At 60.0% G+C, this 24,527-nt stretch carries 25 protein-coding genes; 16 read left to right on the forward strand and 9 right to left on the reverse strand.

Annotated elements, in window-relative coordinates:
• Positions 1–174 precede the first annotated feature (174 nt).
• The 6 genes from E4633_RS12180 (at position 175) to E4633_RS12205 (ending at position 6,643) form a co-directional block, all read left to right on the forward strand.
• Positions 175–840 (forward strand): succinate dehydrogenase cytochrome b subunit, encoded by a 666-nt coding sequence (locus E4633_RS12180; protein ID WP_135870541.1) that lies wholly within the window; start codon positions 175–177, stop codon positions 838–840.
• A 9-nt stretch (positions 841–849) separates the two neighbouring features.
• On the forward strand, positions 850–2,763 hold the full coding sequence (locus E4633_RS12185) for a fumarate reductase/succinate dehydrogenase flavoprotein subunit (protein WP_135870542.1): 1,914 nt from the start codon (positions 850–852) through the stop codon (positions 2,761–2,763).
• A complete protein-coding gene (locus E4633_RS12190) occupies positions 2,763–3,503 on the forward strand; it encodes a succinate dehydrogenase/fumarate reductase iron-sulfur subunit (protein ID WP_135870543.1) in 741 nt (246 codons plus the stop codon). Before E4633_RS12185 ends, E4633_RS12190 begins: the two co-directional genes overlap by 1 nt.
• Positions 3,504–3,684: 181 nt before the next feature.
• Positions 3,685–3,993, forward strand: coding sequence for a hypothetical protein (locus E4633_RS12195; RefSeq protein WP_135870544.1), 309 nt, complete (start codon positions 3,685–3,687; stop codon positions 3,991–3,993).
• 213 nt (positions 3,994–4,206) lie between these two features.
• Complete coding sequence (locus E4633_RS12200) at positions 4,207–5,886, forward strand: sensor histidine kinase (protein WP_135870545.1); 1,680 nt, start codon at positions 4,207–4,209, stop codon at positions 5,884–5,886.
• Between the two features lie 19 nt (positions 5,887–5,905).
• Positions 5,906–6,643 (forward strand): alpha/beta hydrolase, encoded by a 738-nt coding sequence (locus E4633_RS12205; RefSeq protein ID WP_135870546.1) that lies wholly within the window; start codon positions 5,906–5,908, stop codon positions 6,641–6,643.
• An 85-nt stretch (positions 6,644–6,728) separates the two neighbouring features.
• Here E4633_RS12205 and E4633_RS12210 read toward each other — a convergent pair whose 3' ends face one another.
• Positions 6,729–7,229: a rubrerythrin family protein gene (locus tag E4633_RS12210; RefSeq protein ID WP_135870547.1), complete on the reverse strand. Its 501-nt coding sequence runs from the start codon at positions 7,227–7,229 to the stop codon at positions 6,729–6,731.
• A gap of 211 nt (positions 7,230–7,440) precedes the next feature.
• Between E4633_RS12210 and E4633_RS12215 the strand changes: the two genes are divergently transcribed.
• Positions 7,441–8,025 (forward strand): exopolysaccharide biosynthesis protein, encoded by a 585-nt coding sequence (locus tag E4633_RS12215; RefSeq protein ID WP_135870548.1) that lies wholly within the window; start codon positions 7,441–7,443, stop codon positions 8,023–8,025.
• Here E4633_RS12215 and E4633_RS12220 read toward each other — a convergent pair.
• Positions 8,018–8,353 carry a cupin domain-containing protein gene (locus tag E4633_RS12220; protein WP_135870549.1) on the reverse strand — a complete coding sequence of 112 codons (336 nt, stop codon included), beginning with the start codon at positions 8,351–8,353 and terminating at the stop codon, positions 8,018–8,020. The genes E4633_RS12215 and E4633_RS12220 overlap by 8 nt on opposite strands.
• Positions 8,354–8,418: 65 nt before the next feature.
• The gene (locus tag E4633_RS12225) at positions 8,419–8,895 is read right to left on the reverse strand and encodes a tRNA (cytidine(34)-2'-O)-methyltransferase (RefSeq protein ID WP_135870550.1); all 477 of its coding nucleotides are present in this window, start codon (positions 8,893–8,895) and stop codon (positions 8,419–8,421) included.
• A gap of 265 nt (positions 8,896–9,160) precedes the next feature.
• On the opposite strand from E4633_RS12225, the gene trpB reads away from it, so the two are divergent.
• From trpB to E4633_RS12245, 4 genes are all read left to right on the forward strand, one after another.
• Entirely contained in the window at positions 9,161–10,351 is a 1,191-nt protein-coding gene (trpB, locus tag E4633_RS12230) for a tryptophan synthase subunit beta (protein ID WP_135870551.1), read from the forward strand.
• 243 nt (positions 10,352–10,594) lie between these two features.
• A complete protein-coding gene (locus tag E4633_RS12235) occupies positions 10,595–11,284 on the forward strand; it encodes a transglycosylase SLT domain-containing protein (protein WP_135870552.1) in 690 nt (229 codons plus the stop codon).
• Between the two features lie 180 nt (positions 11,285–11,464).
• The gene (locus E4633_RS12240; RefSeq protein WP_246038085.1) at positions 11,465–11,878 is read left to right on the forward strand and encodes an LEA type 2 family protein; all 414 of its coding nucleotides are present in this window, start codon (positions 11,465–11,467) and stop codon (positions 11,876–11,878) included.
• Between the two features lie 106 nt (positions 11,879–11,984).
• Positions 11,985–13,883, forward strand: a complete 1,899-nt coding sequence (locus tag E4633_RS12245; RefSeq protein WP_135870554.1) for an ABC-F family ATP-binding cassette domain-containing protein — start codon at positions 11,985–11,987, stop codon at positions 13,881–13,883.
• Positions 13,884–14,081: 198 nt separating this feature from the next.
• On the opposite strand, the gene E4633_RS12250 is transcribed toward E4633_RS12245, so the two are convergent.
• The 5 genes from E4633_RS12250 to E4633_RS12270 all read right to left on the reverse strand — a co-directional run bounded on the left by E4633_RS12250 (position 14,082) and on the right by E4633_RS12270 (position 18,454).
• Positions 14,082–14,789, reverse strand: a complete 708-nt coding sequence (locus E4633_RS12250) for a DnaA/Hda family protein (RefSeq protein ID WP_135870555.1) — start codon at positions 14,787–14,789, stop codon at positions 14,082–14,084.
• A 7-nt stretch (positions 14,790–14,796) separates the two neighbouring features.
• Complete coding sequence (ruvB, locus tag E4633_RS12255) at positions 14,797–15,813, reverse strand: Holliday junction branch migration DNA helicase RuvB (protein ID WP_135870556.1); 1,017 nt, start codon at positions 15,811–15,813, stop codon at positions 14,797–14,799.
• 621 nt (positions 15,814–16,434) lie between these two features.
• Positions 16,435–17,034, reverse strand: a complete 600-nt coding sequence (gene ruvA, locus E4633_RS12260; RefSeq protein WP_135870557.1) for a Holliday junction branch migration protein RuvA — start codon at positions 17,032–17,034, stop codon at positions 16,435–16,437.
• A gap of 61 nt (positions 17,035–17,095) precedes the next feature.
• Positions 17,096–17,590, reverse strand: a complete 495-nt coding sequence (gene ruvC, locus E4633_RS12265; RefSeq protein ID WP_135870558.1) for a crossover junction endodeoxyribonuclease RuvC — start codon at positions 17,588–17,590, stop codon at positions 17,096–17,098.
• A 120-nt stretch (positions 17,591–17,710) separates the two neighbouring features.
• The gene (locus tag E4633_RS12270; RefSeq protein WP_135870559.1) at positions 17,711–18,454 is read right to left on the reverse strand and encodes a YebC/PmpR family DNA-binding transcriptional regulator; all 744 of its coding nucleotides are present in this window, start codon (positions 18,452–18,454) and stop codon (positions 17,711–17,713) included.
• Between the two features lie 163 nt (positions 18,455–18,617).
• Here E4633_RS12270 and E4633_RS12275 point away from each other — a divergent pair, with 163 nt between their 5' ends.
• From E4633_RS12275 to E4633_RS12285, 3 genes are all read left to right on the forward strand, one after another.
• Complete coding sequence (locus E4633_RS12275; RefSeq protein WP_246038087.1) at positions 18,618–18,962, forward strand: hypothetical protein; 345 nt, start codon at positions 18,618–18,620, stop codon at positions 18,960–18,962.
• Positions 18,963–19,089: 127 nt separating this feature from the next.
• On the forward strand, positions 19,090–20,079 hold the full coding sequence (locus tag E4633_RS12280) for an NAD(P)H-quinone oxidoreductase (RefSeq protein WP_135870561.1): 990 nt from the start codon (positions 19,090–19,092) through the stop codon (positions 20,077–20,079).
• Between the two features lie 137 nt (positions 20,080–20,216).
• Positions 20,217–20,828, forward strand: coding sequence for a MarC family protein (locus tag E4633_RS12285; RefSeq protein WP_135870562.1), 612 nt, complete (start codon positions 20,217–20,219; stop codon positions 20,826–20,828).
• Positions 20,829–21,052: 224 nt separating this feature from the next.
• On the opposite strand, the gene E4633_RS12290 is transcribed toward E4633_RS12285, so the two are convergent.
• Positions 21,053–22,687, reverse strand: a complete 1,635-nt coding sequence (locus tag E4633_RS12290; RefSeq protein WP_135870563.1) for an ABC-F family ATP-binding cassette domain-containing protein — start codon at positions 22,685–22,687, stop codon at positions 21,053–21,055.
• Positions 22,688–22,925: 238 nt separating this feature from the next.
• Here E4633_RS12290 and E4633_RS12295 point away from each other — a divergent pair, with 238 nt between their 5' ends.
• On the forward strand, positions 22,926–23,801 hold the full coding sequence (locus tag E4633_RS12295) for a methylenetetrahydrofolate reductase (RefSeq protein WP_135870564.1): 876 nt from the start codon (positions 22,926–22,928) through the stop codon (positions 23,799–23,801).
• Between the two features lie 58 nt (positions 23,802–23,859).
• Positions 23,860–24,483 (forward strand): DUF4124 domain-containing protein, encoded by a 624-nt coding sequence (locus E4633_RS12300; protein WP_135870565.1) that lies wholly within the window; start codon positions 23,860–23,862, stop codon positions 24,481–24,483.
• Positions 24,484–24,527 lie beyond the last annotated feature (44 nt).

A 24,527-nucleotide genomic window follows, 5' to 3' on the forward strand; every position in this document is an offset into this window, starting at 1 on the left:
ATAAAAGGAGAAAAGCTATGCAGACACTGATCCCGTGGCGAGGTCCTCCATCCCCTGAAGCGGAAGCCGCGAGTCCGCCCCGTCATCGGGTCTTCGGGACTTGTACTCCTCCGGTGTACGCAAGCATTTCCACCATCTGATTCAATAGATAAAAAGGCAAAGGGACAAAAAAACATGCGAATCTTAACTAGCTCTGTGGGAAGAAAGATCCTGATGTCCATCACGGGTCAGCTCCTGATCCTCTTCATCCTGATCCACCTGATCGGCAACTCCACCATCTTCTTCGGCCCCAACGGCATCAACGCCTATGCTGAGCACCTGCATAGCCTGCCGCCGCTCGTATGGGCCTTCCGCCTCTTCATGGGCGCAGCCATCGCCGTTCACATCTGCTACGGCGTCATGCTGACCCTGGAGAACAAGGCTGCCAACCCTGGCGCCTACGCGGTGAAGAAAAACCTCAAGGCGAGCTTCGCCTCCGAGAACATGATCTGGACCGGTCTGCTCGTTCTGGCCTTCATCGTGTACCACCTGCTTCAGTTCACCGTCCATGGCACCCCCGACGTCGTTATCGGCCTCGACTCTGCGAACCGTCCGGACGTCTTCCGGATGGTGGTCACCAGCTTCGGCAACGGCCTCATCGCACTGGCCTACGCCTTCGCCATGATCATGCTGTTCCTCCACCTTTCCCACGGCATCCCGAGCTTCCTGCAGACCATGGGTTGGAACAACGAGAAGACCATCCCGGCCTTCGGTACCGGCGGCAAGGTTATCTCCGCCGTTCTCATGCTCGCATACATCTCGATTCCTGCCGTCATCCTGGCTGGCTTATTGAAACTTTAGGGGGTTCAAGTGATACTCGACGGAAAATGTCCGAAAGGACCGATTCAGACCTCGTGGGACAGGCACCGCTTCGACCTGAAGCTGGTTAACCCCGCAAACAAGCGTAAGTACAAAGTTCTCGTTGTAGGCACCGGCCTGGCCGGTGGCGCAGCCGCAGCTACCCTGGGTGAGCTCGGCTACAACGTCGAAGCCTTCTGCTACCAGGATAGCGCGCGCCGCGCCCACTCCATCGCAGCACAGGGCGGCATCAACGCCGCGAAAAACTACCCGAACGACGGCGACAGCATCTACCGCCTGTTCTACGACACCATCAAGGGTGGCGACTTCCGTGCCCGCGAGGCGGACGTCTGGCGTCTGGCCCAGGTGTCCAACAACATCATCGACCAGTGCGTCGCACAGGGCGTTCCGTTCGCCCGCGACTACGCAGGTTACCTGGATAACCGCTCCTTCGGCGGCGCCCAGGTCTCCCGTACCTTCTACGCCCGTGGCCAAACAGGTCAGCAGCTCCTTCTGGGCGCCTACTCGGCTCTTTCCCGTCAGGTGAAGGCCGGCACCGTGAAGCTCTTCGCCCGCACCGAGATGCTCGACCTGGTCGTGGTTGACGGCGAGGCCAAAGGCATCACGATCCGCGACCTCATCACCGGCGAGATCCGTACCCACGTGGGTGACGCCGTGGTGCTCTGCACCGGCGGCTACGTCAACGTGTTCTACCTCTCCACTAACGCGATGGGCTGCTCGGTCACCGCGAACTGGCGTGCCCACAAAAAGGGCGCCTTCTTCGCCAACCCCTGCTACACCCAGATCCATCCGACCTGCATCCCGCAGCACGGTGAGCACCAGTCCAAACTGACCCTCATGTCCGAGTCGCTCAGAAACGACGGCCGCTGCTGGGCTCCGAAGAAAAAAGGTGACAACCGTCACCCCAACGACATCCCGGAAGACGAGCGCGACTACTACCTGGAGAGGAAATACCCCTCCTTCGGTAACCTCGCTCCCCGCGACATCGCCTCGCGTGCGGCCAAAGAGCAGTGCGACGACGGGCGCGGCGTCGGCCCTGGCGGCCGCGGTGTGAACCTCGACTTCTCCGACGCGATCAAGCGCGTGGGCGAGCACACCATCCGCGAGCGCTACGGCAACCTCTTCGAGATGTACGAGAAGATCACCGACGAGAACGCATACAAGCAGCCGATGCGTATGTACCCGGCTCCGCACTACTCCATGGGCGGCCTCTGGGTCGACTACAACTGCGAGAGCAACGTCCCGGGCCTCTTCGTCCTCGGCGAGGCGAACTTCTCGGTGCACGGCGCGAACCGCCTGGGTGCTTCCGCGCTCATGCAGGGCCTCGCCGACGGCTACTTCGTCATCCCCTACACCATCGCGAACTATCTGGCGAAGACCAAGCCGGGTGCCGTGAAGGCGGACCACCCCGAGTGCAAGAAGTCGGTTGAGGACGTTAAGTCCTACAACAACCGCCTCCTTAACATCAACGGCAAGAAGACCGTCTCCGAGTTCCACCGCGAGCTGGGCAAGATCATGTGGGAGAACGTCGGCATGGCGAGGAGCGAAGAGACCCTCAAGGACGCCATCAAACGGATCCCGGCCCTGCGCGAAGAGTTCTGGAAGAACGTCAAGGTCACCGGCAAGGGCGAAGAACTGAACCAGCAGCTGGAGAACGCCGGCCGCGTGGCAGACTTCCTCGAGTTCGGCGAGCTGATGGCGAAGGACGCACTGCACAGGAACGAGTCCTGCGGCGGTCACTTCCGCGTCGAGCACCAGATGCCCGACGGCGAGGCGAAGCGTGACGACGAGAACTACTGCTACGTTGGAGCCTGGGAGTTCAAAGGTGTCGACAAAGAGCCCGAACTGCACAAGGAGCCGTTGACGTTCGAGAACGTTCATCTGGCGGTAAGGAGTTATAAATAATGAACCTCACACTACACGTATGGCGCCAAAGTGGTCCCAATCAGCCGGGCAAGCTCGAGCAGTACGATGCCAAAAACGTAAGTCCGGATCAGTCCTTTCTGGAGATGCTTGACGAAGTGAACGAGCAGCTGATCAAGGAAGGGAAGGACCCGATCGTATTCGACCACGACTGCCGCGAAGGTATCTGCGGTATGTGTTCCCAGGTCATCAACGGCGTGCCGCACGGCGGTCAGGAGCGTACCACCGTCTGCCAGCTGCACATGAGGAACTTCAGCGACGGCGACACCATCTACATCGAGCCGTGGCGCGCTCTCGCCTTCCCGGTCATCAGGGACCTGATCGTCGACAGAAGCGGCCTCGAGAAGATCATGCAGGCCGGTGGTTACACCTCCTGCCACACCGGCGGTGTTGCTGACGGTAACGCCATCCTCGTCCCGAAAGTGGATGCGGATTACGCCATGGACGCCGCCGAGTGCATCGGCTGCGGCGCTTGCGTCGCCGCCTGCCCGAACGGCTCGGCGATGCTCTACACCTCCGCCAAGGTGGCGCAGCTTGCTGCACTGCCGCAGGGCAAGGCTGAGGCTGCACAGCGCGTCTGTGCCATGACCGACGCTATGCAGGAAGCAGGTTTTGGCAACTGCTCGAACCACTACGAGTGCCAGGCCGCGTGCCCGAAAGGGATCAACGTCAAGTTCATCGCAAGGCTGAACCGCGAGTACCAGAAGGCGCTGTTCAAGTAACAAGCAGCTTATGCAGCAAACAAGGGGCGGAGGGGAAACCTTCCGCCCTTTTTTATGTTCGCGATCACGGTGAGCTTGCGCCGACCTTGTTATAGCAAAGGTGCGGCAGCGCTCTCATTGTGCTTGCTTCCTACGCCGCTTTGTCTTAATTATCCCTGGTAAGCAAAGACCGGGAGCCGCAATGGACCAGCATCTGACCTACATTTTCGCCGCCAACATCTTCCTCACCTTCATCGACGCCACGGTCGGCTACTATGCAGCACCTGCAGTGGCCCTGCTTGTCGGAACCGACGAGGAGGAGGTCGGACGTACCGTCCTCAGTGTCCGGCGGCTGTTGTCCTGGGTCGTCACCCTGTACATGTTCTTCAACTGCCTCGCCTATTTCGACAACAGGGAATGGCTTTTGTATTTCACCTCTGCAGTACTTGCCGTGGATATCACGGCCCAACTGCTCCTTTTTCGCAAGGTGATCGGGCGCAGAGGGCGCTGAACCTGGAGGAGCATTAAGAGCTCAAGTCACCGTTGCGGAGCCTTTCTCTACGACGGTTGCCATTGCTTAAATTAACTCTTTATCAATTTGAATTAATGTGTTAGCTTTACGGTTCGTTTGCGACATCAGCGGACGCCCGAGGCTAATATGAGCTGTAGAGCATCTTCCATCGCAAGATTGAAGGCCTGCATATGGCGAGATGGGGCAGCCAGTATGGAGCTTGTTCTCTTCGGAGTACTATGCCTGATGGCCGCCGTCGTCTCCCTTTTTGTCATAATGCCGGCGAACTACCTGCAGGCTCTTCCCCCCTCCATCAATGTGCTGCTTGCCCTTTTCGCCGTTCTCGCGCTGGTTCTCTTCCGGGAATCCTGCCGGGGGCGGTGCCACCCAAAGCTACTCTTTTATCTGCTGCTCGCCTTGCTCAACCTCGTATGGTTTCCAAACGGTGCGTCACACGGGAGTATCCCTTTTTATTTTTTCTGCATCGTGATGTACCTCCCCATCTTCTTCCGCGGACGGGAACGGTGGGTACTGGTCGCGATTGCCATCGCAGACATCATTGCACTGCTCGTGCTGGAGCTATGTTTCCCGCAATGGGTCGTTCCCTTTCGCTCAGAGACTGAGCGGATCGCGGACCACGTGGTCGGGCTGATGGTGACGGCCGGTGCCTGCACAACCATGCTATGGGCCTTGCTCAGAAGGTACGATCAGGAACAAGAGCGCCTCGTGTCGGTGAACGATGAACTGCAGCGAACCCTGCTTGAGAGTGCGCTCGTGGAGGGCGCGCTGCAGCAAAACCGTGAAGTACTGAATGCCGTCATCGAGGGGACCACGGATGCTGTTTTCGTGAAGGATGTGAACGGCCGCTACCTGCTCTTCAATAAGGCATCTTCCCAGATGACCGGAAAGGGACTGCCTGAGATACTCGGGAAGGACGATACGGAACTCTTCCCGTCTGAAGTGGCGCAGCTGGTCATGGAGGAGGACCAAAGGGTCCTGGGCTCCAACGTCATCCGCATTGTCGAACACATGCTGACACTGCCAAACGGAGAACGCATTCTGGTTGAATCCACCAAAGGGCCTCTGCACGACAAGGAAGGAAACGTGGTCGGGGTTTTCGGGATCAGCCGGGACATAACGCAGACCCGAAGGATGGCCGAGGAGCTGAGCCTTTTGAACGAGGAATTGGAGCGGCGCGTCATCGAGCGCACCGCCCGGCTCGAGGCCGCCATGAAGGAGCAGGAAACCTTCAGCTATTCCGTGTCGCACGACCTGCGCGGGCCCCTGCGCCACATCAACAGCTACACCTCCATCGTGCTTGAGGAGTACGGCTCCGACCTTCCGCCCGATGGAAAGCAGTACCTGGAGCGGGTATGCGCCTCGACGCGCAGGATGGGAACCCTGATAGACGACCTGCTCGAACTCTCCCGCATCGGGCGCTCGGAACTCAACAAGGTGCCGGTTAACTTAAGCGAAGTGGCCTGTTCAATAGGGAGCAAGCTTCAGGATGCCGAGCCGCGGCGCCGGGTGGAGATGCTGATCGAGCCTGACCTGGAGGTGCACGGAGACCGGGGGCTTTTGGAGCAGATGCTGGAAAATCTCGTCGCCAATGCCTGGAAATACTCAAGCGTCCGGGAGCTGGCCCGGATCGAGGTGGGGCGCAGCGGGGGGGCTATGAAAGATACCTTCTTCGTGCGTGACAACGGCGTTGGGTTCGACATGGCCTACCAGAACAAGCTTTTCGGTGCCTTCCAGCGGCTGCATGGTTCCGAGTTTGAAGGAACGGGAATCGGGCTCGCGACGGTGAAGAGGATCGTCGAGCGGCACGGCGGCAGTGTGTGGGCCCACGGGGTGGTCGACGAGGGCGCAACCGTCTATTTCTGCCTCCCCTGATCATGCCGCGGGAGGGCTCATGCTCAGATTGCTCAAACTCCTGCTGGTCTGTCTGGTGGCGCTTGTGCTGAGCGCCATGGCCTGGCAGCGGCAGCTTCTCTACTTCCCCACCCATCATGACCGGGACAACGGTCTCATCCCGTGGCGCGACAAGGGCGAACTCATCGGGGTTTATCGCCCGGCCGCGCCCCCTGCGAACGTCTGGCTCATGACCCACGGCAACGGCGGTCAGGCAAGCGACCGGGCTTACGCCATTCCCTCCTTTTCCCGCACGGATGCGGTCTACATCCTTGAGTACCCGGGATACGGCCTGCGTCAGGGAACCCCCTCCAAGGAGAGCATCAACGAGGCGGCCAAAGAGGCCTACCTGCTTTTGCGGCAGCAGTATCCCGATAGGCCGGTCTGCGTGGTGGGAGAATCCCTCGGCAGCGGGCCGGCGTCCTTTCTCGCCACGGTGACGCCGCCACCGGACAAAATCGTCCTCGTCGCCCCTTTTGACAAGCTGCACAGGGTGGGACAGTACCACTACCGGTTTCTCCCGGTGCGTCTGCTTCTGGCGGACGACTGGGACAACGTGAAATCGCTCGCGGGATATAAAGGAAAGGTGGAGATCTTCGGCGCGATGAACGACGAGGTCATCCCGGCACGGTTCGCAAAGACCCTGGCGGAGAGCAGGCCGGGGACGGTGTTTCACGAGATCCCGGGGGGGCATAACGACTGGGCGACACCGGGGCGGGTCAGCATCAGGAATCCCTGACGGCAAGGTAAAGGTAGGTTCGTCTCGGGAGGGGCGTTTGTGAAAAAGAAAGGGCGCAGCCGATGCCGGCCGCGCCCTCGTCGCGTTATGCGATCCTGGAGAACTTTTCCTTCGGCACAAGACAGATGGCGCACTTGTCAGGTGCCTCGTCGTACACCGTGTTGCCGCAGACTTCGCAGACATAGATCGGGCGGTCGGCGAGATCGACGCCGTTTTGCACGGCGGCCAGCGCCTGCTGGTACAAGTCGTGGTGTATCTCCTCGACGGCGAGGGCGAACTTGAAGGAGTTCTCCGCCGCGCGATCTCCTTCATTTTTCGCCTGCTCGAGAAAGGGCGGGTACATCTGCTGGAACTCGAAGCCTTCGCCTTCGATGGCTTCCTTGAGGTTTTCCACGGTCCCCTTGATCCCCCCCATAGCGCGCAGGTGCGCGTGGGCATGCACCGTCTCGGCATGTGCCGCGGCACGGAACAGTTTCGCTACCTGCTGCAGCCCCTCCGCCTCGGCTTTCGCAGCAAAGGCAAGGTATTTGCGGTTTGCCTGACTCTCCCCGGCAAACGCTTCGGCAAGATTCTCCTTAGTCGACATCACTTCCTCCCTGTTATAAAAATGTGCTGTTTGAATATAGACAGAGATCTTCCACTGTCAAGGACGGGAAACATTATATTTATCTGATATGTATACGGTTTTTGGGTAGGGTAGGGGGCTGGTGGAGGCTCTTGACATTGGCCGCATCCAATGTAATCTGCGAAAGGCAGTATTAGCGGGCGCTTTGACGGCGGTATGAGAGAGGCTCCGTATGGCGAGCGAGATCACCAACCTTCAGGATATGCTGGACCGCATCAACCAATCGGCCGACGACGAGGGGCGTGTCTCCTTGGGGCAGATCGTTGAATCGGTGGGGGATCGATCCTTCGGACCTTTGCTGCTCATGGTGGGGGTGATCGCCGCCTCCCCGATCAGCGGCATGCCGGGCGTACCTACCACGATGGGGATCTTCATCTTGCTGATCGCGGGGCAGCTCTTCTTTCGCAGGGAACACTTCTGGCTGCCGAAATGGGTCCTGCGGCGCTCGCTGGCGAAGGAGAAGGTGCACACGGCGGTGCGGTTGTTGCGTCCTTCAGCCCGCTTCATCGACCGCTGGTTGAGACCGCGCATGTCCGCCCTGATCCAGGGGGGGAGCACATACTTCATCTCGTTTGTCTGTGCAGTCATAGCGATCGTCATGCCGATGATGGAGTTGGTCCCCTTCTCCGCCCACGGCGCCGGGGTCGCCCTCACCGCTTTCGGCCTGGCGCTCATTTCCCGCGATGGTCTGTTGGCCCTCATCGCCTTCGCCGTGACCGCCGTGAGTTTCGGCGTGGTTATCTACCAGTTCAACTGACGCCGCCCGGAAGGTACTCCTTGCGCACGGGTGAGAACACCTCGATCGCCACCGAGTCCTCGATGATCTCGGCGCGATGCTCGGCCGCTCCCGCGATGCACCAGCTGTCCCCCGGCTGCACCTCGTGCGGGACACCGGCTATGGTCAGCCTGATCCGGCCGCTCACGAGGTATCCCGTCTGCTCGTGCGGGTGACTGTGCATCGGCAGCAGGGCTCCCTTTGCAAGCAGGAACTCGACCATCAGCGTCATTTCGCCGTGCACCAGGGTCTTCTGCATGATCCCCGGCAGGACTTCTCGATAACCTTCGCCGCACTTCTTTTCGAACATCCCTCTCTCCTTTTTCAGATGCGCACCGCCTCCAGTGAACCGCCCGCGCCGGCGGGGGAGGGGAGCTACGCCCCTTGCAGCGCTCCGGTCTGTCGCAGCGCCTCGTACAGCACGATCCCCGCCGAAGTGGAGAGGTTCAGGCTGCGCACTTTGCCGATGATCGGGATCCTGACCGCGGTATCCGGGTTTGCGGCGATGAGTTCTTCGGGAAGCCCCTTGGTCTCCTTGCCGAAGACGATGAAATCGCCGGGAAGAAAGGAGAACTCGACGTAGCTCTTGTCCGCTTTCTTGCTGGTATAGATGAAGCGTCCCCCGGGGAAGGAGGCCGTCAGGGCTTCCAGATTGTCCCAGTAACGGATGTCGACCTCGCTCCAGTAGTCGAGCCCGGCCCGCTTCAGGTAACGGTCGTCGGTGGAGAAGCCGAGCTTACCCACCAGGTGCAGGATGGTTCCGGTCGCCCCGCAAAGCCTCGCTATGTTGCCCGTGTTGGGCGGTATCTCTGGTTCGACCAGCACTATGTGAAATGGATTCTGCAACGCCATCGGTCACCTCTTCTGGATTAATCGGCAGGGTGGAAAACAGGGCTCTCTCAGAGGGAAAAATCGTCCTCTCAGGAGTCGTTTTTTACCCCGGAAAATGAGCTCGAGAAACAGTGTTTATATGTAGCCCAAAGCCGAAAATAAGGCAAAGAGAAACGGCTAAAAGTGAGTAACGGCGGTAGGTTGCCTAGGGGGGGTGTTCTGTAAGCTTGCAATTTATCGACAGATAGTCTATTATGCCCCCCTCATACACCGACTGGAGGCACCCTTGGACACGCCTGACCACACTGGACACTTCGGCCGTTTCGGCGGCAGATACGTCTCCGAAACGCTCATGCCGGCCTTGCTCGAACTCGAGAAGGCGTACCACCATTTTCGCAATGAAAAGGGGTTTCAGGAGGAGTTTGCCTATTACCTCCGTCAGTACGTTGGGCGCCCGAATCCCCTCTACCTGGCCGAGAAACTCACCGCGAAAATGGGCGGGGCGAAGATATATCTGAAGCGTGAAGACCTGAACCACACCGGCGCGCACAAGGTGAACAACACCATCGGACAGGCGCTGCTCGCGAAGCGCATGGGCAAGAAAAAGGTGATCGCCGAGACCGGCGCCGGGCAGCACGGTGTGGCGACGGCAACCGTAGCGGCCCTCTTCGGCATGGAGTGCGAGGTCTTCATGGGTGTAGAAGACATCCGCCGCCAGTCGCTGAACGTGTTCCGCATGAAGCTTCTCGGTGCCAAGGTGACCCCGGTAAGTTCCGGCACCGCAACGCTCAAGGACGCCATGAACGAGGCGATGCGCCAGTGGGTGACCTACGTGGAAGATACCTTCTACATCATCGGCACCGTCGCGGGACCCCATCCCTATCCGGTTATGGTGCGCGACTTCCAGTCCATCATCGGCCGCGAGGCGCGCGAGCAGCACTTAGAGGCCGAAGGCCGGCTCCCCGATTACCTGGTGGCCGCCGTGGGCGGCGGGAGTAACGCCATCGGTCTCTTCCACCCCTTCGTCAACGATGCAAGCGTGCAGATGATCGGCGTCGAGGCCGCGGGGTACGGCATCGAAAGCGGCAAGCATGCCGCTCCGCTTTCCGCCGGTAGCGTCGGGGTGCTGCACGGCAACAAGACCTACCTTTTGCAGGACGAGTACGGGCAGATCGCCCACGCCCACTCCATTTCCGCAGGCCTCGACTACCCGGGGGTCGGCCCAGAGCACTCATACCTCAAGGAGCTCGGCCGGGCAAGCTATGTCTCGGTCACCGATGATGAGGCCCTGGAGGCGTTCCAGGTACTAACACGCGAGGAGGGGATCATCCCCGCCCTGGAGTCTTCCCACGCCGTGGCTCACGTACTGCGTCTGGCTCCGACACTTTCCACCAACGAGAGCATCGTCGTCTGTCTGTCGGGCAGGGGCGATAAGGACATCCATACCGTGGCTGATGTTATGGGGGTGCAGCTTTAACATACGAAATTTTGAGGCTTTAGTGGGGGAGGGCCGCACTGGCGGGCCTCCCTTCTTATTTTCGATGATTGCAAAAAATTAATGTGAGGGTTGCAAGAGAGTCGGAATAGATTACACTAGTACACCTCTGGTTGGCGACGAGCCAATGCGATTCTAGAGAAAGGAGATGATTGGCGCGGGCTTCACTACCGACATTAAGTATCACTACCTAAAGCCGGCAAAAGCCATATCACAAAATTGATCATGAAAAGAAAAATTGTAGTGCTGGTCGCGTTGCTTCTGATGACGGCATCGTGCGACCAGTCCCACCTGCAGCAGGCGCAGGTACCGGTGACTCCGTCGGTGTCGGAGTCGGACCGGGCGCTGTTGACCTGGGCGGAAGGGAGCGAGAAGCAGGGGGACAAAACAGCCCCTGCAGCCCCGTCCGTGCAGATGGACCTTCCGAAACAGACTGAACTCGACGGGAGGAAGAAGCTGGTTCCCGCAATCTACGCCACCTTTGCCCGCAGGACGACCTCTGCAAGGGCCAAGTGGCTCGCGGAAATCTGCTATGAGAAGACGGAGGGAACCATTTTCACGCCGCTGGATTTGGCCGAGATAGCTCTGGCGGAAACCGGCGGGCACAAGCTCTCATCGAGAGCGGTATCATCCAAGGGTGCCCTTGGGGTGTGGCAGTTGATGCCGGAACGGGCCGAGAGCCACGGCTTCACACCGCAGGACATGTGGGACGACGAGAAGTGCGCTGAGGCGGCCGTGAAGGAGCTTTACGAGAAGCTCGACATGGCCGGTGGGAACAAGGCCCGTGCGAAAAGGCTCTATTGTGGAACAGGGCCGGCTGCCAGAGCCTATGACAAAATCCGCAAGCGCTTCCGCACGGAGATACTGCGGGAGATGCAAAGGGGCATGCTGATGCAGGTTGCCAGTAACCGATAGTCCTTTTGCTGTTTGAGTAGACGTTGTGCTATAGTGGGCGGGTTCCTTTCGGGGCTCGCCCGCTTTGTTTTTCACCAATCCCCTTTCCAGGAGTCCGTTTTGAGAAGACTTGCTTTGCTGCTGTTGCTGTTAGCCGTTCTTTCTGGGTGCAATACGTTGGTCAAGACGCCGGTTGTTGTAATGAAGGACCTGAGTGTGGTTTCGGTGGATCCCGCCGGGGCAGGCATGGAGGTCTACCTGAGACTCAAAAACCCGAACAACTTCGACCTGAAGCTCTACGGGTACAGTTATGACCTGAAGGTGATGGCGCTGCCGCTCGTGAAGGGGGGGGCACGCGAGGAGATCAACTTTCCGGCCAACGAGGAAACGGACGTCCGCATCCCCATTCGCGTGGCGTACGCCGACCTCCTGGAGATCCTGAAGCGCAAGCCCGATCCGGACAAGATACCCTACCAGCTGGCCGCCGGTCTCGACCTCGAAACCCCGCTCGGGCAGATGTCCGTCCCGGTGAAGCACACCGGCACCTACGCCATTCCGAAGCAGTACCGCCCGACAGCCATCTTCGGCAAAATCGCCGACTTCTTCAAATTCTAATAACTGATCAGCATCGCCCGAGAAAGCGCACCTCTCCCCGAAGGGGGGAGGCCGGGTGGGAGGAAGCCGGGGCAGTTCCTTTCCCGGCCCTGCAGACGGAGTTTACATGAACGTTGTTGATATCACCGGGCTCTCCAAGAGCTTCGGTTCGCGGGTCCTTCTGGACGACGTGACCTTCGCCATCGGGGAGGACGAGCGGGTTGGGCTGATCGGCGCGAACGGCGCCGGCAAATCGACCCTCCTTACCATCCTCGCCGGGCTGGAGGACCGTGACGGCGGCTCCATCGCCATGAAGCGCGGCGCCTCGGTAGGCTACCTGAGCCAGGAACCGGTTCTTGACGACGAGGCCACCGTCGCCTCGGAGATAGAGAGCGGCCTCGCCGCGATCCGTGCCGCCATGGCGAGCTTCAACGAGCTCTCCGACAAGATGGCGGCGAACCCCCCTGACATGGATCGCCTCCTGGCGCGCCAGGGTGAACTCTCGGTCTGGATCGAGCACCATGGCGGCTGGAACACCGACCACCGTGTACTCGAGATGATGACCCATCTGCAGCTCCCCGACCCGCACCAGGTCATCGGCACCCTTTCCGGCGGCACCAAGCGCCGCGTTGCCCTGGCTAAGCTTCTGCTGCAGGCCCCGGAACTTTTGCTCCTCGACGAGCCTACCAACCACCTGGACGCCGACACGACCCAGTGGCTCCAGGATCATCTGAAGGCCTACCCCGGCGCCGTGATGCTGATCACCCACGACCGCTACTTCCTGGACGAAGTGGTGACGCGCATGCTCGAGCTCGAGCGTGGCGGCATGATCTCCTATCCCGGCGGCTACTCGAACTACCTGATCCAGAGGGAAGAGCGGCTCATGAACGAGGCGACACGCCGCTCGCGTCTTTTGAACCTGCTGCGCACCGAGACCGACTGGATCCGGCGCGGCCCCCCGGCGCGCTCCACGAAACAAAAGGCCCGTATCGACCGCTACCATGCCCTCGAGGAGAGCCTCTCCGGACCGGCGCGCCGCGATCTGAAGATCGGCTTCAACACCGAGGAGGGACTCGGCGGCACCATCCTCGAGCTGGACGGGGTTAGCAAGTCATTCGGCGCGAGAGACCTCGTGAAACGGCTTTCCTTCGGCATGAAGCGTGGCGACCGGGTCGGGGTGATCGGCCCCAACGGCTGCGGCAAGACGACCCTTATCCGGATGATCATGGGTGAGGAAGAGCCGGACCAGGGGAAGGTCGTGGTCGGCAAGAAAACGCGGATCTCCTATTTCGATCAGTTGCGCGAGGTACTCGACCCGAACCAGACCATCTACGATTTTTTCGGCGAGGGAGACTACGTCACCACGGCGAACGGCGAGAAGCGCCACAAGATCGGCTACCTCGAGGACTTCCTTTTTTCCCCCGAGGACAGAAGGCGCCCGGTAGGGAGCCTCTCCGGTGGCGAAAAGAGCCGCCTCATCCTGGCGCGGCTCATGCTGCAGGACTCGAACCTCCTGGTGCTCGACGAGCCGACCAACGACCTGGACATCCCGACCCTGCAGTTGCTGGATGCTTCCATCTCGTCCTTTCCCGGCTGCGTGCTGATGGTGACGCACGACCGTTTCTTCCTGGACAAGGTGGCGACCGGGGTGCTTGCCTTCGAGGGGGAGGGGGGGGTGACCTTCTACGAAGGGAACTACGCGAACTACCGCGAGCGCCGGGAGGCGGCACGCCTGGCGGCCTCGGCGCAACGCGTCGAAAAGAAGGAAGCCCAGGCGGCGAAGGCGGAAAAACCGAAGAAGGGGCTCACCTACGCAGAGCGGATCGAGCTCGAGAAGCTGGAGGGGAGCATCGCCGCGCTGGAAAAGGAGTTCGCCGAGGTGGAGGCCCTCCTGGGAGACCCTTCGCGCTACGGCTCGGTCGAAGGCGGCATCGCCACCATCACCGCTGATTACGGCAGGCTGGAGGCGGAACTCGCCAAGGCCTTCGAGCGGTGGGAGGAGCTGGAAACAAAGAAAGGCAGTTGACAATGCATGATTGACAATTGACAGCTGGATACCTGCCCGGTCGATTGCGCCGGGCTTAAAATGACGAAGGCTTCTGGAGATGTGATCTCTTCAGAAGCCTTTTGCGTTGAAGCCGTGTTATTGATCCCCTCTCCCTCCGGGAGAGGGTGCCCGAAGGGCGGGTGAGGGCGTCGGCAGATGGGGCATGCGCAGCAACCGTCAACCGCTCTTGAAGATTTCCTTCGCGAGCCTCAGGCTCACCTTTCTCTTGGTGGCGATGGCGGTGCGGTTGATGGTCTCCAGCGCGTAGACGAGCGAGGGGATGTCACGCCTCACCTTCAAGAGCATCTCGTCGATAACGTCATCCGGCAGGGCCATCTGCCGGTCTTCGGCGAGCTTTTTCAGGATCATCCGCCTCGAGTCGTCGTCTGATACGTCCATGCGGGCGACGAGCCCCCACAGCAGGCGACTGGTCAGGTGCCCGTCCAGGTTTGGAAGCTCCTTGGGCGGGGTGAGTCCGGAGATGACGATCTTTTTCCCGGCGCTATAGAAGGCGTTGAAGAGTTCCCAAAGCTCGACGCGGACCTCCTGGTAGTCGGGCAGCAGGTTCAGGTCGTCCAGGATAAGTGCGTCGGCACCGGCGAAGTGCTCGGCGAGCGGCGAGGGGCCTTCGTTGCGGAAGTCGCCACGGTAGAGGGACCCTGCGTCACGGAAGGAAAAGTATCTCCCCTCCAGGGCGACGGCAAGTGCGGTCAAAAGGTGAGTTTTTCCCGATCCCTCGGGGCCGTAGACGTAGAGGAGGTTTTCCGCGTCGCTGCCCGAGGCGAGCCTTTGGGCGAACTGGTAGGCGGTCCTGTTGCCGCTGCAGACGACGAAGTTTTCAAATCCGAAGCGCGGGACGACGGGGAAATCGAAGATAAGCTGCATATGACCCCTAAAACAGTTTGCCCTGCGGCGGCTCAGGCGCCACCCTGCCGAAGTGGCTGTAGGCGGCAGCGGTCGCGACGCGCCCCCTCGGGGTGCGGTTCAGGAATCCGTTCTGGATGAGAAACGGCTCGTACACGTCCTCGATGGTGTCGCTCTCCTCGCTGATGGCGGCCGAGATGGTGTCGAGCCCCACCGGCCCCCCGCCGAACTTGTCGATGATGGTCAGAAGGATGGCGCGGTCCATGTAGTCGAACCCCATGTCATCGATTTCGAGAAGGGCCAGGGCCTGGTCCGCCACCTCGCGTGTGATCACGCCGTTGGCGCGCACCTGGGCGAAGTCGCGCACGCGGCGCAGAAGGCGGTTCGCGATCCTTGGGGTGCCACGGCTCCTGCGTGCGAGCTCCATGGCGCCGTCCGGCGCGATCTCCATGCCGAAGATGCGCGCGGAACGGGTGATGATGAAGGCGAGTTCCTCGTGGGTGTAGAACTCCAGGCGCGAGATGACGCCGAAGCGGTCCCTAAGCGGTGAGGATAAGAGCCCGGCGCGGGTGGTGGCGCCCACCAGGGTGAACTTCGGGAGGTCGAGCTTGATGGTCCGGGCACTCGGCCCCTGTCCGATGATGATGTCGAGCTGGAAGTCTTCCATGGCTGGGTAGAGGATCTCCTCCACCACATGGGAGAGACGGTGGATCTCGTCGATGAAGAGGACGTCGTGTGGTTCCAGGTTGGTGAGGATGGCGGCGAGGTCGCCGGGGCGCTCGATCACCGGGCCGGAGGTGGATTTTATGTTCACCCCCATCTCGCAGGCGATGATGTTAGCGAGGGTGGTCTTGCCCAGTCCCGGCGGGCCGTAAAGAAGAACGTGATCCAGCGCCTCGCCCCTGCCGCGCGCGGCGTCGATGAAGAGCCCGAGGTTTCCTTTCGCCTTTTCCTGCCCCACGTAGTCCGCCAGCGCGCGGGGGCGCAGCGATGCCTCGAGGAGGTCTTCTTCGGTTCTCTCGGCGCTGATAAAGCGGGTGGTCATACCTCTCCTTCTTGCGGCTTTTACCGCCTCTTAGCAGGGTGCCAAGGTATAACAGTTGGCGTTAAAGGTCAAGGGGGATGCCCGGTTACAAGAGGTCGGAGCCGCGTATAACGGCAGGTGTCGGGATGTGGTGTTACGGGGGGGGGCGTGGCGCAATTCCTGTCGGGATGGCGCCCTTGCGACGTCGATTTCAGCTGCCGGTAATGAAATGGCCCAATTCTCTTTGGGTTTTCAATATGCGAAACGAAATAACGAAATTCCGATTCCGTTTTCACTAATCGGAACGGAATAGTGAAATTCCGGTTCGCGTTTGCGCTATTCGGAACGGAATAGTGAAATTCCGTTCGGGTTTGCACTATTCGGAACGGAATAGTGAAAATCCGGTTCGCGTTTGCACTATTCGGAACGGAATAGTGAAAATCCGGTTCGTGTTTGCACTATTCGAAACGGAATAGTGAAAATCCGGTTCGGGTTTGCACTATTCGAAACGGAATAACGAAATTCCAGTCCGACTTTGCATTATGGCAAGCGGAATAACGCAATTGGGGGGAATTAGATGTGATATTGCTGCACGCCGGTGGCTGGACCGGCTCTCGTGCCGTATTGGCGCGACCACGTTGGTTATTTCATAAGGATTTTCAACGCCTGCTTCAGGAGCGCCTCGACGGTGGTGTCATCGGGCACCTTGAGCTCGGCGAGCGCTTTCTGTACCACTGATTCCTTGTAGCCAAGGTTGATCAGCGCGGAGAGAACATCCTCGCGCACCTCCTGCTTCGCGGGAAGAGTGGCCCCCCCCGGCGCCGGATGTGCCATGCCGAGCTTCTTCATCTTTTCCTTCAGTTCGAGCACCAGGCGTTCCGCCGTTTTCTTCCCGATCCCGGGGATCGACGAGAGTCTCGCCAGGTTGCCGTTCACCAGTGAGTCGGCAAGCTCAGCGGGCTCGCTGTTGGAGAGGATGCCGTTGGCGAGTTTGGGGCCGACGCCCGAGACACCGATCAGGAGCTGGAATAGTTCCTTCTCCTGCAGCGTGCGGAAACCGTACAGGTTGATGGCGTCCTCCTTCACCGAGGTGTGGATCTGCAGCGTCGCGGCCCCCCCCTCGGCCGGAAGGGCGTAGTAGGTGGAGAAGGGGATGAAGACGTGGTAGCCGACGCCGTTCACGTCGAGGATGACGTAATCGGGGGCCTTATAGGCGATCTTGCCGGTCAGAAGAGCGATCATGGAAACCTCTGTTCAATGCACAATTGACGATGCGACTTAAGTGGAGCCCGACGCTGCTTGCCTACCTGATGCTTTTCAGCAAGGCGCCGATGCCGGCGGAGTGGGCGTGGCAGATGGCTACGGCCAGGGCGTCGGAGGCGTCCTCCTGGGCGATTTCCGGGAGGTTCAAAAGCGCCTTGATCATCTGCTGCACCTGCGCCTTCTCCGCGCGCCCGGTTCCCACCACCGCCTTTTTGACCTGCATGGCGGTGTACTCGTGCACCGGGAGCCCCACGTTCACGGCGGCGACGATGGCCGCGCCGCGCGCCTGCCCGAGCTTCAGCGCGCTCATGGCGTTCTTCGCGAGAAAGACGTCTTCCACCGCCACCACTTCCGGCTGGTACTCGGCGATGATGGCGGAAAGCCCGGAGAAGATCTTCTCTAGCCGCTGCGGGAAGTCCTTCGCCTTGTCGGTGAAGATGGCACCGTTATCGATGTGGACGAGGCGGTTGCCCTGCTTTGAGATGAGGCCGTAGCCGGTCTTGCGCGAGCCTGGATCTATGCCGAGGATGATCATGGGAATCCGAAACGGACAGGATGCTGTCCGCTTGCCTTTGAAGTTGAGAAAACAAAAACGCGGCGGGCGGAATTCCTCCGCGCCACCGCGCTCTTAGTACCACAAAACGACGTGCCTTTGCTACATCATCTTTTCCATGTCCTCGGCGGAGATGTCGAAGTTGGCATAGACGTTCTGGACGTCATCGTTGTCCTCAAGGCGATCCATGAGCTTTAGCATGTTCTCGGCATTCTTGCCGTCGAGCTTAACCATGGTCTGCGGGATCATGGTGATCTCCGCGGACTCCGGTTTGAAGCCGGCCGCCTCGAGCGCGGTCTTCACTTGGTGGAACGCGCTCGGATCGGTCAGCACTTCGTACTGTTCTTCCTCATCGACGACGTCGTCGGCTCCCGCCTCGATGGAGGCCTCGAAGAGCTTGTCGAAGTCGGTGGTTTTGGGGTACACGAGGAGCCCCTTCTTGTCGAAGAGCCAGGAGACGCAACCGGTCTCGCCCATGTTACCGTTGCACTTGGAGAAGGTGCTGCGCACGTCGGAAACGGTGCGGTTGCGGTTGTCGGTCATGACCTCGACAAGCACCGCGGTGCCGCCCGGACCGTACCCTTCGTAGGTGGTCTCCTCGTAGTTGACCCCTTCCATCCCGCCTGCACCCTTCTTGATGGCGCGCTCGACGTTGTCCTTCGGCATGTTCTCGCCCTTGGCCTTATCGATAGCAGTTCTCAGGCGCGGGTTCCCATCCGGGTCGCCACCGCCCAGTTTTGCGGCAACGGTGATCTCCTTGATCAGCTTGGTAAAAATCTTGCCGCGCTTGGCATCCGCGGCGCCTTTCTTGTGTTTGATGGTACTCCATTTATTATGGCCTGACATTAGCTGCTTCCTTTCCGATCAGTTTGTGATTGAAACGCCAAATACTATCACGCTGAAAATGCTGTTGTAAAGTGGGAAAATGGCGGTTAAACTGTGTTGCCGGATTGATCTAGATAGGACTTTCGTCCTGACAGGGAGAAAAATGAACAGGGACTGTCGGCCATTGAAAACTTTCCTGCCTGTGCTTTTGCTGCTTTGCCTGGTTCTGACCGCCGGTTGCGCCAGGGTTGTCTTCACGGGCGAGGGGCCACCCATCCTGTCCGAGGAAGAGGTGACGCGCCCCTACCAGAAGGTGGGGACGATAGAGGTGCACCGGACTCGGGACTTCACCACCGAAACCCTGACTCCCGCCGACTACAACTGGGCCTACGACGCCCTGCGTGCCGAGGCGGGCAAGATCGGAGCTGACGCCGTCATCAGCCCGGAGGTGAAGGTGGAGACGGAAACCTTCATCATCTTCCCCAGAAGCGAGATGACCGCGCGGGGAACCGCCATCAAATTCCGCTGATTTATTTCCTCCTCCTGAGAAAATTCCGTTGATTATCGGCGGCTGTTTTTGAGATAGTGTGCGCCGTATACACTATCGCGGCCGGTGCACCGGTCGCCATGAATTCAAAACATATGGGAGGATGGCCATGAAAGCGGTACTGATGGAAGGCTTTGGCGGAGTCGATGTGCTCAAGGTAGGTGAGATGGAGAAACCGGCACCCAAGGAAAACGAGGTGCTGATAAAGGTCTGCGCGACCTCCATCAACCGTCCCGACCTGGTACAGCGCGAAGGGAAGTATCCTCCCCCGCCGGGTGATTCCGAGATCCTCGGTCTCGAGGTTGCCGGCGTGATCGAGGCGCTCGGTTCGGGCGTCACTGGCTGGAAGGTGGGTGACCGCGTGGTGTCGCTGGTGGGCGGCGGCGGCTACGCCGAGTACGCCGTGGCGTATGCGAACCATCTGATGGCGATTCCCGAAACGGTCAGCTTCGAAGAGGCCGCCTGCATCTGCGAGTCTTACATCACCGCGTTTTTGAACGTCTTCATGATCGGCGGACTGCAGGACGGTGAGACCGCGCTCTTGCACGGTGGCGGCGGCGGGGTGAACACCGCAGCGATCCAGCTCTGCAAGGCGCTTGCGCCCAACTCCAAGCTGATCGTCACCGCTTCCCCCGAGAAGATCGAACGCGTGAAGGAGCTCGGCGCTGACCTCGTGATCAACTTCCGCGAGAACCCGGACTTCACCGAGATCGTGAAGGAGTTCACCAACAAGAAGGGGGTCGACGTGATCCTCGACCACGTGGGTGCCAAGTACCTGGGACCCAATATGAACTCCCTGGGGTACAAGGGTAGGCTCGTCATCATCGGCGTCATCTCCGGCATCAAGGCGGAGCTGAACTTGGCCCTCATGATGGTGAAGCGCCAGCAGATCATCGGCAGCGTGCTCCGCTCCCGTCCCGTCTCCGAGAAAGGCGAGATCGCGGCCGAGTTCGTGCGCCGCGCCATGCCGAAGTTCGCCGACCGTACCATCGTACCGATCATCGAGAAGGTGTTCCCGATCGAAGAGGTGGTCGCCGCACACCGCATGATGGAAGAAGACAAACACTTCGGCAAGATCGTGCTGAAGGTAGCGCAATAGCGGAAACCTCCCCCTGGCGGGGGGAAGCTTGCAGGTGTCTGTAGGGGCGAATAATCATTCGCCCCTACAACTTTGGGCACCTCGACTGCTCCCTCCGTATGGATGGAGGTCCTACAACAAAGGAGAGCAGTTTCAGGATGGAAGCATATTCGGATTTTTTCTTCACCGTGTGGATCAGGTTCTTCTTCCTGCTGACTCCCTTCTTCGTCCTCTCCACCTTTCTCGCCATGACCCCCGAGCTAACCGCCCGTGAGCGGCGCGCGACCGCGTTCCGGGTGACCCTCGCCGTCATGGTCGCCTGCTTCGTCCTCTACTCCTTCGGGAACACGCTCTTCTCCCTTTTCGGCATCACGCTCGACTCCTTCCGGATCGGCGCCGGGAGCCTTCTTTTCCTCTCCGCGGTGCACATGGTGCACGGTGACGACAGCGCGCCTACGAGTGAGAAGCGCGACGCCATCTCCGTGGTACCCCTTGCGATCCCGGTGACCGTCGGGCCGGGGACGACCGGCGCGCTCCTCGTCATGGGTGCGGAGGTGCAGCACAACTGGCAGGTGTTCGTCGGGCTTGCCGCCCTTGCCATGGCGGTTCTGTGCGTCGGCATCCTGCTCGTGTGCGCCTCCTTCATCGAGCACATCGTCGGGAAGAAGGGGATCACCATCCTGAGCAAGCTGACCGGTCTCTTCGTCGCCGCGCTCGCCGCCCAGATCGTCTTCACCGGGGTCAGGAACTTCCTGAAGGTCGGGGCGTGACAGAGCCCTAAGCCGAATCCCCCTCTCCCGCCGGGAGAGGGTGCCCGTAGGGCGGGTGAGGGCGCCGCCACGAAGTGAGGGGGCCGCATCTGCCGATGCCCTCACCCCTGCCCCTCTCCCGAAGGGCGAGGGGGATTGCTGTATCTTTGGGAATTGCACAATTTAAAAGGGGGCTTCCGTAACCGGAAGCCCCCTTCGTTTTTCCTGCTTATAATGCCTGGCGACTACAGGCTGAGCTCGGCGTGGCCGTTGCAGAGCCTTTCGCGCTCGGCGATGACGCCGGCGTCCTCGAGGTAGTCGTCGAAGTTCATGTCGCGGTCGATGATGCCGACCGGCGTGATCTCGATGATCCGGTTCGCCACGGTGGAGACGAACTCGTGGTCGTGCGAGGAGAAGAGCACCACCTCGGTGTAGGAGATGAGACCGTTGTTCAGGGCGGTGATGGACTCAAGGTCCAGATGGTTTGTCGGCTCGTCAAGGATCAGCGCGTTCGCGCCGGCGAGCATCATCCTGGAGAGCATGCAGCGGACCCGCTCGCCGCCGGAAAGGACGCTGGTCTTCTTGGTCGCCTCGTCGCCGGAGAAGAGCATCCTCCCCAAAAAGCCGCGCGCGAAGCTCTCACCCTCGGTCGGCGGGGAGTACTGCCCCAGCCACTCGATCAGGTTCAGGTCCCCCTTGAAGTAGTCGCCGTTCTCCTTGGGGAAGTACGCGTTGGTTATGGTGATACCCCAGCGGTAGGTACCCTCGTCCGGCTCCAGTTCGCCCGCGAGGATCTGGAACAGGGTGCTTTTGGCGAGCGAGTTGCTCCCCACGAAGGCGATCTTGTCGTTTTTCCTGACGATCAGGTCGAGGTTCTTGAACACCTGCACCCCGTCCACCGTCTTGGAGAGACCCTTCACCTCGAGGATGATGTCGCCGCAGGGGCGCTCGGGCTTGAAGACCACGTACGGGTACTTGCGGGAGGATACCGGCATGTCCTCGATGGTGAGTTTTTCGAGAAGCTTCTTCCTGGAGGTCGCCTGCTTCGCCTTCGATGCGTTGGACGAGAAGCGCTGGATGAACTCCTTCAGTTCGGCGGCCTTGTCCTGGACCTTCTTGCTATCGTCCTGGCGCTGCTTCAGGTTCAGCTGGCTCGCCTGGTACCAGAAGTCGTAGTTTCCGACGTAAACCTGGATGCGGCTGAAGTCGATGTCGGCTATATGGGTGCAGACCTGGTTCAGGAAGTGGCGGTCGTGGGACACGACGATCACGGTATTCTGGAAGCGGTACAGGAAGTCCTCAAGCCATGCGATCGATTTCAGGTCCAGGTGGTTGGTAGGCTCGTCCAGAAGGAGCACGTCCGGGTTCCCGAAGAGGGCCTGTGCCAAAAGTACGCGTACCTTGTCACCTGCTTCCAGTTCCTTCATCAGCTTGCCGCGCAACTCCTCGGGGATACCTAGGCCGTTCAGGAGTACTGCGGCCTCGCTCTCCGCCTCGTAGCCGTTCATCTCGGCGAATTCGGCCTCCAGTTCGGCGGAACGGATGCCGTCCTCCTCGCTGAACTCCGGCTTCGAGTAGATCGCCTCGCGCTCTGCCATCACCTCATAGAGTTTCTTGTGCCCCATGATGACGGTGTTGAACACGGTGTGCTCGTCGTAAGCGAACTGGTCCTGCTTCAGGACCGCGAGCCTACCCTTGCCGATCGAGACCTCCCCCTTGTCCGGGTCGATGTCGCCGGCGAGGATCTTCAGGAAGGTGGACTTCCCCGCGCCGTTGGCGCCGATCAGCCCGTAGCAGTTGCCCGGGGTGAACTTTATGTTTACGTCCTTGAAGAGCACCCTCTTGCCGTAGGCGAGGGTGACGTTTGATGCGCTGATCATGCGGTGCTCCTTCTGCGAAAAATGAAAAAACCACAGGGTTGCCTGTGGTCGAGAATCTTACCCTTATAACATCCCTTTCACCCGCGGGGCAACGTATTTTTTGCCTTTGTGACACGGCACACTGTAGTCGATTTCCTTATAAAAAAATGCTAAAGTCCACTTCGTCCCTGTCGAGGAGACAAAGACGTCTGTCACAAGCGTCGTGATGCGTGGCGGACGGATCAGCTACGGAGATTGCATGAAGATAGTTGAAAAGATGGACCGCCTGCAAAAGCAGTTCATCTCCCTTGAATTCTTTCCACCAAAAGATAAGAACGAATGGCCCGCCTTCTTCCGGGTGGCGGACCGCCTGGCGCAGTTGCAGCCGCTCTTCGCCTCGGTCACCTACGGCGCCGGCGGGAGCACCAAGGGGGACACCCTCGAGATCGTGAGCCGGCTGAGAAACGAGCACGGCCTCGACACCATGGCGCATCTCACCTGCATCGGCGCCTACCGCGGCGACCTGCAGCTCTTCCTGGACCGGCTGGTAGCGACCGGGGTCGACAACGTACTTGCCCTTAGAGGCGATCTTCCGCAGGACGCCCCGCCGGAATTCTCCGCCTGCCGTACCCTCCTGCACGCCTCCGACCTCGCCGCCTTTATCAAGGAGTGCCACCCGGACCTGGGAATAGGCGTCGCGGGGTACCCCGAGGTGCACCCGGATGCGGTTGACGCGGAGCACGACCTTTCGTACCTGAAGCTCAAGCTGGACCAGGGTGGGGACTTCGCCATCACCCAGCTCTTCTTCGACAACGATCACTACTTCGATTTCGTCGCCAAGGCCCGTTCCATCGGCGTTGACAAGCCTATCATTCCCGGTATCATCCCGGTGGTGAGCCTCAAGGTGATCCAGCGCATCATCTCGCTTTGCGGGGCGACACTCCCAGCGGCGTACCTCGCCGAGTTGGAGGAAGCCGATCGCCGGGGTGGGGCGGCCGCGGTGCAGAAGGTTGGTGTCGCGCATGCGCGCAAACAGGCCGAGGAGCTTCTGGCCGCGGGGGTCCCTGGGGTTCACATCTACACGTTGAACCGCGATCAGGTCGTGCTTGATCTGGTCGATGGACTGTTACCGTAGGAGTGTGATGCAATTTTCAATGTGATGGCGGCTGAAATAGCCGTTGTTGGGAGGGAAGATGAATAAGAACGTACTACTGCCACTTCTGCTGTTCGTAGCCATTTGCCTTTCCTGTACATTCCCATCACGACTTCTCGCCGATTACTACAGGTACACCGATAGCCGCGGTATCGTTCACATGACAAACCGCCTCGAGTCGGTCCCCCCCAAATTTCGCGCATCCATGAGGGTGATACGTGAAGAGCCGAAAAAGGAGGCCGCCGGCCAAGCTGCACCAGCTCTCGACTCCGCCGGTGAAAGCGTGTCGGCGTCGCAGGAGGCGTCGGAGCAGAAGCAGGGACTTTTCGCCCAGCTGGCCTCGCGGCATGTGTGGATCAAACCGCTTGCCGTCGTCGCGGCGATAACACTGCTGTTTCTATCTGTCGTGAAGCTTGCCTCCTGGCTCTCCTCTCCCATGCTCTCAAGGGTTATCTACATCTCCTTTTTCGCGGGCGTCATGGTGTTCCTTTACAAGAGTTACGTGACTTACCTGGTCGACGGGAGCATGAAGCTCAAGGACCGGGCGGTGATCATGATGAAGAAAGCTTCCAACCGAGAGGTTCCCGAGGGCGGTGTGGCGGCCCCTGAGGGATCCTCACTGCCGTCCGCCGTACCGTCTTCGGAAAACATGAATCGGCAATGAAGCCGGCTGCAGCACAATACATCTAGGAGGGTGCCACAATGCTA

Origin of the sequence: Geomonas terrae (assembly GCF_004791675.1) — a bacterium.
Taxonomy (GTDB): Bacteria; Desulfobacterota; Desulfuromonadia; order Geobacterales; family Geobacteraceae; genus Geomonas; species Geomonas edaphica.